Annotated in this window: 15 protein-coding genes and 1 pseudogene; 11 read left to right on the top strand and 5 right to left on the bottom strand. The window is 56.6% G+C overall.

Annotated elements, in window-relative coordinates; all coding sequences use genetic code 11:
• Window position 1: 1 nt before the first annotated feature.
• The 4 genes from BR24_RS01020 to BR24_RS01005 all read right to left on the bottom strand — a co-directional run bounded on the left by BR24_RS01020 (window position 2) and on the right by BR24_RS01005 (window position 3,892).
• A complete protein-coding gene (locus BR24_RS01020) occupies window positions 2-424 on the bottom strand; it encodes an arsenate reductase ArsC (protein ID WP_496539654.1) in 423 nt (140 codons plus the stop codon).
• A 95-nt stretch (window positions 425-519) separates the two neighbouring features.
• The gene (locus tag BR24_RS01015) at window positions 520-2,982 is read right to left on the bottom strand and encodes an AsmA family protein (RefSeq protein WP_496539653.1); all 2,463 of its coding nucleotides are present in this window, start codon (window positions 2,980-2,982) and stop codon (window positions 520-522) included.
• Window positions 2,983-3,001: 19 nt separating this feature from the next.
• Window positions 3,002-3,307, bottom strand: coding sequence for a MerR family transcriptional regulator (locus tag BR24_RS01010; RefSeq protein WP_496539652.1), 306 nt, complete (start codon window positions 3,305-3,307; stop codon window positions 3,002-3,004).
• Between the two features lie 114 nt (window positions 3,308-3,421).
• The gene (locus tag BR24_RS01005; RefSeq protein WP_496539651.1) at window positions 3,422-3,892 is read right to left on the bottom strand and encodes a hypothetical protein; all 471 of its coding nucleotides are present in this window, start codon (window positions 3,890-3,892) and stop codon (window positions 3,422-3,424) included.
• A gap of 218 nt (window positions 3,893-4,110) precedes the next feature.
• Between BR24_RS01005 and fusA the strand changes: the two genes are divergently transcribed.
• From fusA to BR24_RS00975, 6 genes are all read left to right on the top strand, one after another.
• Window positions 4,111-6,171 (top strand): elongation factor G, encoded by a 2,061-nt coding sequence (fusA, locus tag BR24_RS01000; protein ID WP_496539650.1) that lies wholly within the window; start codon window positions 4,111-4,113, stop codon window positions 6,169-6,171.
• 311 nt (window positions 6,172-6,482) lie between these two features.
• A complete protein-coding gene (locus BR24_RS00995) occupies window positions 6,483-7,214 on the top strand; it encodes a lysophospholipid acyltransferase family protein (protein ID WP_496539649.1) in 732 nt (243 codons plus the stop codon).
• Window positions 7,207-8,862 carry a ribonuclease J gene (locus tag BR24_RS00990; RefSeq protein WP_496539648.1) on the top strand — a complete coding sequence of 552 codons (1,656 nt, stop codon included), beginning with the start codon at window positions 7,207-7,209 and terminating at the stop codon, window positions 8,860-8,862. The genes BR24_RS00995 and BR24_RS00990 overlap by 8 nt, the downstream gene beginning before the upstream one ends.
• Window positions 8,863-9,420: 558 nt before the next feature.
• Complete coding sequence (locus BR24_RS00985; RefSeq protein WP_496539647.1) at window positions 9,421-9,987, top strand: TetR/AcrR family transcriptional regulator; 567 nt, start codon at window positions 9,421-9,423, stop codon at window positions 9,985-9,987.
• A gap of 98 nt (window positions 9,988-10,085) precedes the next feature.
• Window positions 10,086-10,661, top strand: a complete 576-nt coding sequence (locus BR24_RS00980; RefSeq protein ID WP_496539646.1) for a pyridoxamine 5'-phosphate oxidase family protein — start codon at window positions 10,086-10,088, stop codon at window positions 10,659-10,661.
• A gap of 12 nt (window positions 10,662-10,673) precedes the next feature.
• Entirely contained in the window at window positions 10,674-11,285 is a 612-nt protein-coding gene (locus BR24_RS00975; protein WP_496539645.1) for a pyridoxamine 5'-phosphate oxidase family protein, read from the top strand.
• Between the two features lie 62 nt (window positions 11,286-11,347).
• Here the strand turns inward: BR24_RS00975 and BR24_RS00970 are convergent, their stop codons facing one another.
• Entirely contained in the window at window positions 11,348-11,449 is a 102-nt protein-coding gene (locus BR24_RS00970; RefSeq protein ID WP_496539734.1) for an AraC family transcriptional regulator, read from the bottom strand.
• 56 nt (window positions 11,450-11,505) lie between these two features.
• Here BR24_RS00970 and BR24_RS00965 point away from each other — a divergent pair, with 56 nt between their 5' ends.
• The 5 genes and pseudogenes from BR24_RS00965 (at window position 11,506) to BR24_RS00945 (ending at window position 14,791) form a co-directional block, all read left to right on the top strand.
• Window positions 11,506-12,555, top strand: coding sequence for an alpha/beta hydrolase (locus BR24_RS00965; protein WP_496539644.1), 1,050 nt, complete (start codon window positions 11,506-11,508; stop codon window positions 12,553-12,555).
• Between the two features lie 12 nt (window positions 12,556-12,567).
• Window positions 12,568-12,945: a C-GCAxxG-C-C family protein gene (locus BR24_RS00960; protein WP_496539643.1), complete on the top strand. Its 378-nt coding sequence runs from the start codon at window positions 12,568-12,570 to the stop codon at window positions 12,943-12,945.
• A gap of 90 nt (window positions 12,946-13,035) precedes the next feature.
• A complete protein-coding gene (locus BR24_RS00955; protein WP_496539642.1) occupies window positions 13,036-13,785 on the top strand; it encodes a DUF5131 family protein in 750 nt (249 codons plus the stop codon).
• A gap of 49 nt (window positions 13,786-13,834) precedes the next feature.
• A pseudogene (locus BR24_RS00950) lies at window positions 13,835-14,095 on the top strand (tetratricopeptide repeat protein); the annotation flags it as partial.
• A 489-nt stretch (window positions 14,096-14,584) separates the two neighbouring features.
• On the top strand, window positions 14,585-14,791 hold the full coding sequence (locus BR24_RS00945) for a hypothetical protein (RefSeq protein WP_496539641.1): 207 nt from the start codon (window positions 14,585-14,587) through the stop codon (window positions 14,789-14,791).
• Window positions 14,792-15,144 lie beyond the last annotated feature (353 nt).

The following is a 15,144-nucleotide window of genomic DNA, read 5'->3' as shown; positions in this document are numbered from 1 at the left end:
CCTACTCTTCAAGACTGGCGGGAATCCCCTTCACCATCTCGCGAATTTCGTCGCGAACTCGACGATACACGTCGACGCCGGCCTCCCCGTCCTCCAACTCCTTTGCCAGCGCCGGCGGATCATCGAATCCCCGATGCACCCGTTTGGCAGATCCGGGGAAAAACGGGCAGGTCTCGTTCGCATGGCCGCAGAGCGTCACCACGTAATCGAACTCCACCTCGCCCAACTCGTCGAGCAGCTTGGATTCGTTGCCGGAAATATCCACGCCTTCCTCGGCCATGACGCGCACCGCGTAAGGGTTGATGCCGTGCTTCTCGATGCCGGCCGAAAACGCAGCAATATCGGGCCTGAGATGCCTGGCCCATCCTTCGGCCATCTGGCTGCGGCAGGAATTGCCGGTACACAGGAAAAGTATTTTCTTCATTCGAGTCTCCTTGGGTGCCAACAGAAATACACCGGACGCACCCCGAGAGACAGGGCGGTCCGGTGACGATTCGGCAAATTGTATAGTGCTGAAGTCTAAAACTCGGCTTCGAGCCTGTCTATGACTTTCCGGGGATCGTCATCAACACGCAGTGCTTTGATTTCCTTCATCTTCTCCTTCTCCTGCTGACGAGAAAGGCCGCCGAGGGTCAAAATGTTGCCCACTCCGGAGATGACGTCGCCCACGGTTCCCACCACGGCGCCGCTGAGAATCTGAATATACTGTGTCACATCCACGAACCACGAGGGATTCGTGATGGTGCCGCCCAGCCGGACGGGAACGGCAATGCCCGTCATATCGCCATACGACTCGCCGCCCTGTCCCTTGGACGAGGCCACCAGCTTGGCCTTGACCACATAGCCGAGGTCTCCGTCGTACAGATTCACGCTGCCGTCGCCCACGGCGCGGAGGCCCGGCGCCTTGATGCTCAGGTCGGGATTGAAGAGCACTCCGTCTTCGATGACACCGCTGCCGGTGACGGCCCCGAACTTGGTCCGGGAATCCTTGGTGGCCCTGATGGTACCGCCCTTGTCCTTCCGCTGCTCGGTCTTTTCCGTGATGCCCTTGAGGTCGACGCCCGGAAACACGCCGTCCTGCACATCGAACTTGAAGGCTCCGTTCATGGTCTTGAGCATGGCGGGGACCGTGTTGCCGTTGGAGTGCGCATGGCCCGCGAAGTCGATGTTTCCGGCGATATCGTCCCGTCCGGCAAAGCCCTTGGCGAGCGGTCCGGCCTGAATGTCGTCCACATGGATCGCCACACCGCTGTGAGGAGAGGCCTTGCGCACATCGGCCACGGCGGCGGCGACCACCCTGCCTCCATAGCTCTCGAACTTCAGCGGCTTCACCCAGACCACGCCGTCCCCTGCGCGCACCTTGGCGCTGAATTTGTCGAAACGAACGCCGCGCACCTGAAGCGTCCCGGCTTCCAGATCGGCGGAGAGCCGCAGCTCTCTGAGCATCTCCACCGGAAGAACGCCCTCGCTCCCAACCGACTCGGCAGCGCCATCCCTGTCGGATGTCGCGGTTTCCTCCGGTCCGGCCGTGGCGTTGGACGCATTCTCGACCGTTGCGTTCGACTCCACATCGGCCGCGCCGGTCGCATTGGACGCGACGGCTCCCGTGGCGTTGTCGGCTTCAGTGCCGGAGGAAGCGCTCGTCTCCGGCCCGGATGCGGGTTCGTCACTCCCTGCTCCGGAAGCAGAAGCCTTGCCGCGAGGGGGCAGATACGGGTCGATATTGAGTGAATCGGCGGCAATGTCCACGATGTATTCCGGTTTTTCAAAGCCGGACATGGTGGCCTTGCCTTCTATGCTCTGTCCGTCCACCACCAGCATGGCCTTTTTGATGTCCACGGTGTCCTTTTTAAGGTCAACCGTCAGTTCGCCTTGCGCTTCGGAAAGCGCGTCCGGACCGCTCATTTCCGGCAGATCAAACCCGAGATTCCTGAAGACCTGCACCGGAGTGCACTGGGCCAGACGAATGACAGCCTTGCCCGCAGGAGCCGAGGCGAAGCCGTCCAGTTCCACGCTGCCGGTCAGCTGGGCGCCGTATGCGGCGAGCCTGTACTCCGAGAGCTTGAGCACCTCGTCGGCAAACCCGATGCTGCCCTTTTCCACGAAAAACGAGCCCGAAAGATCATGGGAAGGCACGAGCGGGGCTTCGCCCGAGGCTTCCAGGCCGAGATTGCCGAACACCAGCCGCCGCGCCTGAGGGTGAACATCAAGCGAATCGGCCTGAAGGTCGAATTCGACCGCGCCGTCCCTGAGCACCGCCCCGGCGAGATTGCCGTTGCCGGATATGTCCCTGAGGTAATAGGTGTCTTCAAACGGCTTGAGCACCGCCGTACAGCGAACCGAGGCATCGGCCTTCAGTCCGGGATCGGAGAGGGCCACGCCGAGCGAGGTGCGCACCTTCATGGGCTTGCCGAGCTCCACCGGCGTCGCGCTCAAATCTATGTCGGAGAGATCAAGGGATCGGTTGTCCTGACGGTTGTCCAGAATGAAGCGGAGTCTGGCGGCTTCAAGGGATTGGGCCCGGAACGAATAGGTCGCGCCGCTGTCTCCTTCAACGCCCTTCTCGTCAGGCTCGTCCTTGCCCGCCAGCCCTTCGAGGTTCGAGCGACCGTTTTCATCGATGAGCAGCCGGAACGTCACATCTTCCAGTTCCACGTCGCCCATCTCGATCCGCTTGGAAAGAAGCGGCATGATGTTCACGGAAACGTCGGCCATCCCCACTCGCAGCATGGGATCATCGTCAAAACCGTCCGGGTTGGAAAGGGTCGCGTCGTGGAGCCTGACGCCGAAGCCGGGGAAAAAGGTGAGCTTCATGTCGCCGGATATCTCCAGAGTTCGCCCGGTCTGCTCCATGACGATCCCGGCCAGGTCGCGCTTGAGGCGTTCCGGTTCGAAACGGCTCTTGACGTATGCCGCGGCGGCGGCGCCGAGGATGACGGCTGCAATTCCTGCTATCATGATCCACTTCAGAACCTTGCGCATGTTCCCTCCCGGGACTTGTTCACTCGAGAAGTCTGGCTATCTCCATCAGCTCGTGCCTGACCTCGGCCAGCGTGTCGCGCTCTTCACCGCTCTCCAGCCGCCTGCGCGCACCTTCAATGGTCAGCCCCTCCTCATAGAGGAGAGACCTGATCTCTTCCAGCATACGCATCTGTTCAGGTCCGTAAAGCCGTTGTCCGGATTCGGTTCTGATGGGGCGCAACATGGAGAATTCGGTTTCCCAGTAGCGAAGCACGTAGGATTTCAACCCGAGCTTCGAGGCGGCCTGACCGATTTTCAGCGGCCTGTCTTCGTTGGTTGCTGTCATGGCATTCCGGATGGTTTTCGCGTGCGTGGATACGGAAACGGGCCGCCGGCCGGACACTCACCATGCCCGGGATCATGCCCCGTCAGCGGGTCGCGTCCCATGATAACCGGGGACTCAGCCCGCAAAGGCCAACCCCTGCGGCGCGGTCTTGCCTTCGAACAGCTCTTCCACAGCCTGCCGTGAGCCGGCGGCAATCTTGAGCTCCGACACATTGAGTCCGCTCTCCATGCCGCCGTGAACCATGATGGCCCGGTCAATGAAATCCGCCTCCACGAAGGCGGCGCTTATCTCATAGACCTTGCCGCTCCACGTGACGCCAAGCGTCACCACGGGATCGCGCTTCGGCGGACGCGTAATGAGGTTGCCGGTCCTGACCAGCGTCTCCACCACGCTCTCGGGGAACAGCCCCGAGTAGCGGGCCAGTTTTTCGACAAAGGCGGGCATGACCGCCAGATAATAGTACTGGTCCAGTTTGCAGGCAATCGACTTGCCCGGCAGGTTCAGCGCCCATGGCTCGGCCTCGAAGGCGCGGCCCAGTCCCCGCTGCAAACGCTCGATTCGCTCCGTATAGTCGATCAGGGGCATGACGAAGTCCTCCGTGCATGAATAGACCACAAAAAGCCCCCCTGTTCAAGCTCGTCAAACAGCCCAACCGCCTTGAATTACGTCCGGTTGTACTTGACAACGTAGTGCCCCGCTTCCTATAGCACTACACTACTGGAAATTTTACACGGTGCTTTCAATGGCGTGCCCCGGGGGGCCGTCCGTATTGAAAAAATCACACTATATCGAGGGAGTACTACATGTCGGATCTGAACACGCAGAGAACCTACGCCATTGTGGGCCACGGCGGCAGCGGCAAGACCTCGGTCGCGGAAATGCTCTTGTACAAGGCCGGAGTCGTCAATCGGCTCGGCAAGGTTGAAGAGGGCAACACCGTACTGGATTACGAACCCGAGGAGATCAAGCGCCGCGGCTCCATTCAGCCCGGATTCGCCAACTTCAAGTGGAACAAGAACCAGCACTTCCTCATCGATACGCCGGGAGCATCAAATTTCAACGGCGACCTGTCCTTCAGCGTGAAGGCCGCGGACGGCGCCGTGCTCGTGGTTGACGCGGTGGATGGCGTCAAGCCGCTGACCCGCAAGATATGGGGGCGCGTGACCGACGCGGAGCTGCCCTCCATCGTGTTCATCAACAAAATGGACCGCGACCGCGCCGACTTCGACAGCGCCTTCAACGGACTCTCCGAGATGCTCGGCATGCGTCCGGTGCTGCTCTACTACCCCATCGGCAGCAAAGAGGATTTCCGAGGCGTGGTGGACATGCTCTCCGGCAAGGCGCTCATGTTCGGCGACGACGGGGAGGCATCCGAGGGCGACATCCCGGCCGACATCGCCGACGAAGTGGAAGCCATGCGCGAGACCATGATCGAGAACATCGCCGAGTCCGATGAAGAGCTCATGGAACTGTATTTCGAAGAGGGCGAGCTGACCCCGGATCAGATCACCCAGGGCCTCAAGGCGGGCGTGCTGTCCGGCGAGCTGGTCCCCGTCGTTGTCGGCTCCGCGCTGGAAAACAAGGGCGGCAGACAGCTGCTGGACACCGTTCAGACCCTGCTGCCGTCCCCGCTGGAGCACAAGCCCTGGCAGGGCGAGGAAGGCGAGCGCGCCAGTTCCCCGGACGAGCCCCTGTCCTGCTTCGTGTTCAAGACCATCGCCGACCCCTTCGCCGGTCAGCTCACCGTGGTGCGCGTCTGCTCCGGCACCCTTCAGCCCGACTCCGTGGTCGCCAACTCCGTGAACGGCGAGAAGGAACGCATCGGCCAGCTGAATCTCATGACCGGCAAGGAACAGACAACCTCCAAAACCCCCATGGGCCCCGGGAGCATTGTCACCCTTGCCAAGCTCAAGGGCACTCACACCGGGGACACCCTCGTTGGCGAAAAGGACGACTTCAGGATCGTCAAGCCCGAGCTGGCCCCTCAGCTCATCACCTACGCGCTGGCCCCGGCAGAAAAGGGCGACGAGGACAAGGTCTTTGCCGCCGTGGGCAAGCTGCTCGAAGAGGACATCACCCTCACGCTCTCTCGCGACGAGGAATCCTCCGACGTGCTGCTCTCCGGCATGGGCCAGAACCACATCGAGGTCTCCGTGGAACGCGCCAAACGCCGCTCCAAGGTGGACATCGTGCTGAAAACCCCGAAGGTTCCCTACCGCGAGACCTTCAAGGTCGGGGCGCAGGAAGTTCAGGGCCGCCACAAGAAGCAGTCCGGCGGACGCGGGCAGTTCGGCGACTGCTGGATCAACGTGGAGCCGCAGCCCGCCGGCACCGGATACGTCTTCGAAGACAAGATCGTCGGCGGCGCCATCCCGCGCCAGTTCATCCCGGCCGTTGACAAGGGCATTCAGGAGACCGCCCAGCGCGGCGTACTCGCCGGATATCCGGTCATCGACTTCAAGGTCACCCTCTACGACGGCTCCTACCACAACGTGGACTCCTCCGAGATGGCCTTCAAGGTCGCCGGTTCGCTGGCGTTCAAGAAGGCCGCCGAAAAGGGACAGGTGGCGCTTCTTGAGCCCGTCATGACCGTGACCGTTGCCGTGCCCGACTCCTTCATGGGCGACGTCATCGGCGACCTCTCCTCCCGCCGCGGCAAGGTGCTCGGCTCCGAGTCCCAGTCCGGCGTCACCGAGGTCAAGGCTCACGTGCCCATGGCCGAAATGCTCAAGTACGCGCCTTCCCTCAACGCCATGACCGGCGGTCAGGGCACCTTCTTCATGGAGTTCTCCCACTATGAAGAATGCCCGCCGAACATCACCGAACAGGTCATCGCCGAGAACAAGAGGGACGACGAGGAATAACCATCTCATCAAACAATGACGCAAACAGCGGGCGGTTCTTCGGGAATCGCCCGCTTTTGCGTGTGTTCCGGCCCATTCCCGAAACGATCAACCGCGTTGCCGCCCTTGTGGTGCAAACCGTTTTCGGATACTTAATGACGACCGCGTCAACCGCGACATTCATTTGCAATCCGTCCGCGGCGGCCATGGAACCGCCCGGCAGTGACGACGCAGCGCCGCACCCCGTTGCACAGCTCTCACCGGGCATCCCGGCTGCGTCCATACGAAGAGGAAGCGCCGAAAGCCTTCCGATCTCCCGACAAGGAATACCGATGTTTCGCATCCTTCTTTTCTACCTCTGCATCGCCCCCGTCACCGTCTGGTACAGCCTGAAAATGATCCGCCTCAAAAGAAAGGGCGCCTCCGCCGACAAGCTCGACCCCGTTCCCATCAAATGGGCCACCACACTGGTGAAGCTGGCGGGAATCCGCGTGGAGGCGGACCTGGGGGATCTGGACCCGGAGGGCCACTACGTCTTCATGGGCAACCACCAGAGCAACTTCGACATCCCGCTCGTCTTTTCCATCTTCCAGAAAAACCGCATCCGCTTCGTGGCCAAAAAGAGTCTGTTCGACATCCCGGTTTTCGGCCCCGCCCTCAAGGAGGCCGACAACATCCCCATAGACCGGGAGAACCGCCGGGCCGCCATGAAAAGCATCAGCCACGCCGTGGAGATAGCCAACAGCGGCGTCTCCCCGCTCATCTTCCCGGAAGGCACGCGCAACAAGAACCCGGAAGAACTCATGGATTTCAAGTCCGGGGGCATGATCATCGCCCTCAAGTGCGGGCTGCCCGTGGTGCCCTTCGTCATGGAAGGCACGCACGACCTGCTGCCCCCCGGCAAACTTCTCTTCAACAGAAAACGCACCATCCGAATCAAAGTCTTGCCCATCATCGATCCGTCGCGCTACACCCTCAAGGAGCGGGACGTCTTCAAAAACGACCTGCGGCAGATAATGACCGATGCCTATCAGGACCTCAGAAGCGAGAAAGAAAATGGCTAACGACCCGCAACTGACAATAACGCCGCTGGGCGGACTCGGCGAGATCGGCATGAACTGCATGCTCTACTCGACGCCCGACTCCATGGTCATCGTGGACTGCGGCCTCATGTTTCCCGAGGACTATCTCTACGGCGTGGACGTGGTCATCCCCTGTTTCGACCACATCGTCCAGAACAAGGACAAGCTCAAGGCCATCATCCTGACCCACGGGCACGAGGACCACATCGGCGCCCTGCCCTGGCTGCTCAAACAGGTCAACGCCCCTGTCTACGGCTCGCTCTTCACCCTCGGGCTGGTTGAAAACAAACTGCGAGAACACGAACTCGACAAATGGACCGAGCTCGTCCCCGTCGCGGACCTCGAACGCGTGGACTTCGGGGACATGGCCTTCAACTTCATCCCGGTCTGCCACTCCATCATCGAAGGTTTCGGCCTCGGCATCGAGACGCCCGTCGGGCGCATCGTCCACACCGGCGACTTCAAGATCGACCGCAACCCTCTGGACGGACACGCCACCGATCTGCACGCTTTCAAGAAATTCTCGGAAGACGGCGTGACCCTCATGCTCTCGGACTCCACCAACGTGGAGCGCTCCGGGTTCGCCCTCACCGAGCGCGAAATCAAATCCTCCCTGCGCGAAATATTCAATTCGGCACGGGGCCGCATTCTGGTCACGCTCTTCTCGAGCCACATTCAGCGCATGCAGGAGGTCTTCGACCTCGCCGAAGCCTGCAACCGCAAGGTGGCCGTCAGCGGACGAAGCCTGTCGCGGAACGTCGACCTCGCCCGTGATCTCGGCCACATGAAGATTCCCGAGAACACCCTAATCACCATCGACGAGCTGTCCGACTACGAAGACCACGAAGTCGTGCTGCTCGTCACCGGCTCGCAGGGAGAACCCCTCGCCGCGCTCTCGCGCATGTCCACCGGAGAGCACCGCCAGCTCTCCATTCAGGAAGGGGACCTCGTCCTGCTCTCATCCCGCTTCATCCCCGGCAACGTGCGAGCCATCACCAAGGTCATCAACCGCCTCTACAAGCTCGGCGCCGAAGTCCTCTATGAACGCGTACAGGGCATCCACGCCTCAGGACACGCACACGGCGAAGAACTGCGAATCATGTTCGAAACCGTGAAGCCCAAATACTTCATCCCCGTCCACGGCGAATACCGCCACCTCGTCAAACACAAACGCCTCGCCCTGGATTGCGGCGTTCAAGACGAAAACGCCATCGTCATAGAAAACGGCCAGCCCCTCACCTTCACCGAGCAAGGCGTCGAATACGAAGCCCCCGTCTCCGCAGACAAGATTCTCGTTGACGGCAAAGGCGTCGGCGACGTCGGGCAGAGCGTGCTCAAGGAAAGACAGCTCCTCGCCGGAGAAGGCATGGTCATCGTCCTGCTCGTGGTGGACGAAAACACCGGCGAAATCAGCGTCGGCCCCGAAATCGTCTCCAAGGGCTTCGTCTTCGAACAGCGCTACGCGCACCTGCTTGAAGACGCCAAATGCATCGTCCTTGATGTGCACGAAAACATCCCCCCCGGATCCACCAAAAAACTCAAGGAACGCATCCGCTCCGCGCTGCGCCGCTTCTTCAGAAGAGTCCTCGACCGCGACCCCGTCGTCGTGCCGCTGGTTATCTCCATTTAATAAGACGCCTCCGGCGGGCAGGGGCGCGGAAAAGAAACGTGAAGGCCGCTTATTTTCGTTATTTCAGGCACTTGTAGGTCGCACCGTTCACAGGTAAGCCGTGTTTAACACGACTGAAGACACGGGAGGGCCACGAAATGTGGAGGCAGGGGCAAAGGTCCTTTTGCCCAAAAGGTTCACCATATTTTCGAAATGCTAGGAGCTGCCATCATTTTCAATGATGGCAGCTCCTTCTTTTTAATATTCCTTTTTTATTCAAGGCAGATTCTGCTGTTTTTTGGGTAAAATTCATACATGCTTTCCCACATGTTCTAAGTTCAAAGCTGGACATTTCGCTTGTTCACTTAGAAAGGGTCAAGGTCCAACCTTAATCCACGACCCTTTGAATGCCATTCTTGTTGACCCCAATCAACACAACAGCCGACTAATTAAATAGGACTTATTTGCCGCCAAGCCCAAACCGAAAGGTTGGGAAGGTGTAGAGACTAGACGGTCTTTACAAATGGCTTGACACCTTACCTACTGGTAAGTTATTCACGTTTTTAACGGAGGCAAGCAATGAGCGACAGAAAACAGCAAATACTCGATATTGCCCTTGAATTACTGCAAACACGTGTTTTCAGCGCGTTCAGTTATCAGGACATAGCTGACCGGCTCGGCATAACCAAGGCGGCCATCCATAGTCACTATCGCTCCAAGGAAATTCTTGGTAATGCTCTACTTGAGCAATACCTTGAACATACAATTGAGCTTCATAACCATGCTGATAGTAGCAGCGTTTCAGCAGTGGAAAGGCTTAAATTTTACGTTTCAGAGCTAGAACGAATGACTATCGGTTCTGGCAAAGTATGCATTGTTGCAGTGTTGCAAGTTGAGCACTATGTCATCCCGGAGTCTCTTCAGATTGGCGTCAGCAAAGTATATCAATGCGACAAAGTTTGGGTGACCAAGACTTTGACGTTAGGGCGCGAGCAGGGAACCATGCGATTTGAAGGTTCCCCTGAAGATCAGGCCAATCTTGTGCAGGCAGCAATCCACGGTGCATTGCTGAATTCACGGGCCGAAGGGGGAGAGGTGTTCACAAAAACCATGCACCAACTCCTGCTTGGTATGAAAGCAGAATAGATTTCAGCAATTGGCATGAAACTTTTGGATTCAGCCAATTGCATTTTTTAAACAAGCTCAACTTACCTACCAGTAAGATAGCAAAAAAGGAGAAGCAAATGAGCGACCTGAATAACAAAAAGCAGCTGGCTGAAAACGAAATTGACGAAGTGATCAAGAGAAGGGTCTACGGCAACGGGGCCACAGAAATGACCGAAGAACTGCGCTTGAAAATGATTGAAATCCTTGGGCAGTGCAAAGACATGGTCATCTGCACCACTCGTGAAGACGGCTGGCCGCAGGCAAATACAGTAGGCTTTGTCAGCATGGAAGAGAATATCTATTTCGAGACCTTCACTAAATCGTCCAAGGCTCTCAATATCGCACGTGACAACCGTGTTTCCATCGCCATTTCACCTTTCTATGAAAACGTTGCCAATGGTTGCGGTATTTCGCTGGCAGGCTACGCAGAACCCGTCACAAACGAGGAAACTGCCAAGGAATGCACCCGCTTGCTGCTCGAAAAAATGCCGGAATTGGCTGACATCACATACAATGACGGTGATCCTGTTTTCCCTGACCCCAATATCACCAAGTTCCGCATCATCCCCACTGTGATCTCCATTCTTGATTTCACCAAGGGCTTCGGTCACGCCGATTTAGTGCTGATGGGAGAAGAAGTCAAAATGGACTAATAAGGAGCTATCATGATCAAAATAAACGATGGAAAGCGAGATTTCGTGGCCGAAATGACCGAAATCATGGCCAACTGGAACCCCACAGGCGAACCTGCCAAGTTGAACGATGAACTGCGCCAGACCATACTCGACATGTATGCACGACAAAGTGAGATATCGCTCGCCACGGTACGCTCCGATGGTTGGCCCCAGGCGAACGTGGTCGACATCTGGAATCTTGGCCTGACGCTGTACTTCCAGACGTACGAAGCCGCGTCCAAAGCGCAGAACATCGAGCGGGACGAACGCGTTTCCCTCACGCTCACACCTTCCTTTGACCACGACTTCGGAAAGATGCAGGGCATCACCATGGCCGCCCGCGCCGAAAAAGTGACAAGCAAAGCCGAAATCGGCGACCTGTATCATCTGTTTCTGGAACGTCTTCCCCATATGAAGCAGTTCGCTCAATATGAAGGTGAAACCGCCTACCCCGGAGAGGGCATGGCCGTGTATCGCATCCGCCCGGAAATGGGCTGTGTTCTGGACTTTACCAAGGGTTATGGTCATTGGGATTATGTCCGCTTCAGTTCGGAGGATTTCCAGGAATGGGAAGCAAAACATCAGGAATGGGCTGATAAATAACAACGTCTCGCCAGGCACAAGGCCAGTTGGGGAATATCCTGGCCGGCCTTGTGAAAAAAATTCTAACAAGCTTTACTGTACTTTCGCTTGTACAGATTTGGACTGAGACCGGTGCTTTTCTTGAAAACCCTGCTGAATGTGCTGCTGTCCTCATATCCGACCAGATAATGGGATGTTTACCCTTTAACAAACGACAATAGCCTGACCCGGCACATGGAGTATGATCAATATGCATCAAATTAATGACCCGCAATTGGCTGCAGCCCTAGCCACATACGAAGAGATGGTACCAGACGGTGTTGATTTTGATGTTCTTCCACGCACAAGGAAGTTTTTCAGCTATTTGATGTCCTTAGTGAATGAGGCTGTGCCCGCTGTCCCCGGTATTCTGAGCAAAGACCACCTTGCACCCGGCCCCACAGGGGGACCTGATGTGAAGGTGCGGATTTATCAACCTGAGAAACGTCCAGAGACTTTACCCGCTCTGCTTTGGATTCATGGCGGAGGATATGTGCTTGGCGACATTGATCAGGACGACGCCCTTGCTCGCAACCTGGCTCTTTCCCTGAATTGCGTTGTCGCCTCAGTGGAATACCGCCTGGCCCCAGAGCATCCTTTCCCGGCTCCCCTTGAAGACTGCTACACGGCCCTCAAGTGGCTGGCAGGCAACTCCGACATATTGGAGATCAACCCCAAACGCATTGCCATCGGTGGTGCAAGTGCGGGTGGTGGATTGGCTGCGGGGCTCGGTCTTTTGGTTCGGGACCGAGCAGAGATCGACCTCTGCTTTCAACTGCTCATCTACCCGATGCTTGATGACTCCAATGTGGGGCAGGCAGGCCCTGAGCACCCGGACACACCAGTCTGGAGCAGAGCCAATAATCTGGCAGGCTGGAGCCTGTATCTACAAAAAGCCCCCGGAAGTGAGGGCATTTCACCATATGCCGCCGCCATCCGTGCTGAAGACGTAAGCGGTCTGCCGCCGACTTTCATCGGCGTTGGTTCGCCAGACTTGTTCCGCGACGAAAACATCGCATATGCCCGCCGGTTGATGGATGCAGGAGTACCAACTGAACTGCATATCTGCGCCGATGGATATCACGGTTTTGACATGCTGGCCCCTGATTCCGAAGCAGCCAGACGTTTCACCACGGTCTACACAGACATCCTCAAACAAGTTTTGCACCCCACCAATCATCAAAATATAACCATGGAGAATACGATGACCACTCACACTGCATCCCATTTCATGGAACAGGGCTTTTCCTGATCCGAATCCGTATTGCTGGCCGTGAGCCAGAAGCTCGACATTGAAAGCGACATCATCCCGCACATCGCCACCGGATTCAGCGGCGGCATGGGACTTACCGGAGCCGTGTGCGGAGCCGTATCCGGTGCTATTATGGCTATCGGCCTTGCTCAAGGTCCTGCTGAAAACAAGGAAATCTGGTATCAAAACATGACCGTGATTCAGGAATTCCGACGTCGATTCGAAGCCGCGATGAAGACCATTCACTGTCGCGAGTTGACCGGAGTTGACCTGACAGACCCGGAAGCATTCGCGAAATACATCGAGTCGGACACACCCAAGGATGTCTGCATGCCCGCCGCTGACACGGCCAACCGCATTGTGGTCGAGTTGTTGGATTTGAATTCTTAAAAAACACTCTATTCATTGGAACAGAGCCTGCCTGCCCACCGAAAAGGTAGACGGGCCGGGCTCTGCTCTCATCAAAACATGAGAGGGGAAATGACAACTGCATTCAATCGTCCCAAGGTAATCAGCATTAACCCGATCACCGGGTGCGATCGTCACAGTCCGGGCTGCCAAAACTGCTATGCGCTGAGGATGATTCCCAGACTGCAAAGCTTCGGAAACCAAAAATATAAAAATGGAGCAAAGATCACCTGCCATCCCGGAGTCATGGAAGCTGTGCTCAAACGCAAAAAACCGACCTTTTACTTTGTAAACAGCATGTCGGACACCTTTCACAGGGATGTGCCGATTGAATTTCTGCGCGAAATCTTCGCCATCATGAATCAGGCCCCGCAGCATACTTTTCATTTCCTGACCAAACGCTCCACCCGGCTTGCCGAGTTGGCCCACGAGTTTAATTACACCCCCAACATCATGCCCGGCGTGACCGTTGAGGCTAACCAATATCTCTATCGCATTGAAAATTTGAAAAAAGTTCCCGCTGCAGTACGGGCTGTAACCTTTGAACCTCTACTGGACGACTTACCGGACCTTGTTCCTCAAATGCTGAAAGACATGGACTGGGTTGTTGCCGGAGGTGAATCCGGGAACGGCGCACGAGAAATGAAACCGGAATGGGCAAGGAAACTCCGCGACACCTGCAAAATTGCCGGGGTCCCCTTCTGGCTGAAACAAATAGGAAGCCATGGCCGTAAACCAAACAAGGGCGGGAACGTACTTGACGGAAATGTTTTTGAGGAATGGCCCAATTTTGTAGCCACAAAGCATATTTTCAACCACTAGAATATAACACTAGTAGCTTCTAAAGCTTACATCTTATGCTCAGGCACAAAACAAGTTAGGTGTTTGTTATGAATATGGAGAAGGCGTATCCAAGGATGCCCGCAAGGCCGTGGAGTGGTATACCAAGGCTGCTGAGCAAGGATATGCTCAGGCACAAAACAGGTTAGGTCCAAATTCCTTCAAAAACGGGCAGTTTGTACGATGTCCACATTGCGGAGGCAGTAGGCTTTACGTTTCAAAAAATGGCACGATTGGACAGTCGCACCGGTGTAGACAGTGCGGCGAAGAACTCTGGCGTTCCAAGGCATAAGAGTCTTTACAGTTGACGTCTTGTGATAGTCCCCTCTCTTCTGGGGGCCGAAGAGTATAGCTTGGGCAGTCCTTCCGCACTTCTCTCATGGGGAACTCTCCTCAAAGAAATGAATCGGTTTGTTGGACCAGTGGGGGAACATTACAAATAGAAACGAGATTCAATCGGCCTATTCCCGCAATATGTTTTCCCTAATATCCCTTGAACCAGAGCCACAGCCGTCATCCCCGTCACCGTCGCCTGAGACTGACACGGCACGGGTAAGGCGGTTTGGTCAAGGCCGGATGACCAAAGGGAATCCGCCCGAAAGGGCTTGGCATTGACCGGGCCGGTGACCGTGCCAGCCTGCGGGCAGGCGACGGGCGGCAATAAGAAATCTGCAGAAAGTCGGGGCCCCGAGTGGAAATCTGCAAAAGTGCCGTGGTATGGAAAACCATAAACCTAAACAGAAGGAGGCATTACCAACGACCTGGTCGTCATAAGTTCGTGATGAAATCCGAACTGATGACGACGTACGAAGCCTACGGCTTCAACGCTTACCGCCGTTTTTCCGAAACAAACGGCATTCTTTCCAAAACAAACGCCAAGCTTACACAAATCCATTTGCCAGATGAACGGTTGGACCCGAGCGCCGATCGTTGCCAGCTTCCCCGAAGGTCACATTTCTGCCCCCAGCGGCAGGCGCAAGGCGCATGAACTTGTGCTGTGACACCCACTATTGAATTGGACCGTTGAAAGGAGATTTCTTTCACTGGGAACAGGGCATTCTTCATCCCGTATGGTTTTGTGTTGCAGTTTCTGCAACAGGCTGTTTCTTTGAGACGGCTTGGCCCACCTTGCTCTGAAGCGTCAGTGACGTTTTGAGGTGAGGAATTGAAAGCAGATCTTCTTGTGTCCAATTGGCGTTTCGGCTCCGAGCCGACCCCTTTTTTATCCCTGTCAGGCGTCCCGCAGGGACGACGGACCTTCATGACAAGACCCTTGCTTGGAGCATAGTTGCGTCAGGCATTCATATTTTCAAGAGAAGCCCCTTTCTGGGGCTTTTTCTG

It is taken from the genome of Pseudodesulfovibrio halophilus DSM 5663, from assembly GCF_059568665.1.
This window is presented reverse-complemented; position numbering and strand designations above follow the sequence as displayed.

Bases quoted from the DNA above. Each gene is read 5' to 3' on its own strand.
- fusA (WP_496539650.1), top strand. From the start codon at position 4,111: ATGTCGGATCTGAACACGCAGAGAACCTACGCCATTGTGGGCCACGGC.
- BR24_RS00995 (WP_496539649.1), top strand. From the start codon at position 6,483: ATGTTTCGCATCCTTCTTTTCTACCTCTGCATCGCCCCCGTCACCGTC.
- BR24_RS00975 (WP_496539645.1), top strand. From the start codon at position 10,674: ATGATCAAAATAAACGATGGAAAGCGAGATTTCGTGGCCGAAATGACC.
- BR24_RS00985 (WP_496539647.1), top strand. From the start codon at position 9,421: ATGAGCGACAGAAAACAGCAAATACTCGATATTGCCCTTGAATTACTG.
- BR24_RS01010 (WP_496539652.1), bottom strand. From the start codon at position 3,307: ATGACAGCAACCAACGAAGACAGGCCGCTGAAAATCGGTCAGGCCGCC.
- BR24_RS00965 (WP_496539644.1), top strand. From the start codon at position 11,506: ATGATCAATATGCATCAAATTAATGACCCGCAATTGGCTGCAGCCCTA.
- BR24_RS01005 (WP_496539651.1), bottom strand. From the start codon at position 3,892: ATGCCCCTGATCGACTATACGGAGCGAATCGAGCGTTTGCAGCGGGGA.
- BR24_RS01020 (WP_496539654.1), bottom strand. From the start codon at position 424: ATGAAGAAAATACTTTTCCTGTGTACCGGCAATTCCTGCCGCAGCCAG.
- BR24_RS00990 (WP_496539648.1), top strand. From the start codon at position 7,207: ATGGCTAACGACCCGCAACTGACAATAACGCCGCTGGGCGGACTCGGC.
- BR24_RS00980 (WP_496539646.1), top strand. From the start codon at position 10,086: ATGAGCGACCTGAATAACAAAAAGCAGCTGGCTGAAAACGAAATTGAC.
- BR24_RS00945 (WP_496539641.1), top strand. From the start codon at position 14,585: ATGAAATCCGAACTGATGACGACGTACGAAGCCTACGGCTTCAACGCT.
- BR24_RS01015 (WP_496539653.1), bottom strand. From the start codon at position 2,982: ATGCGCAAGGTTCTGAAGTGGATCATGATAGCAGGAATTGCAGCCGTC.
- BR24_RS00955 (WP_496539642.1), top strand. From the start codon at position 13,036: ATGACAACTGCATTCAATCGTCCCAAGGTAATCAGCATTAACCCGATC.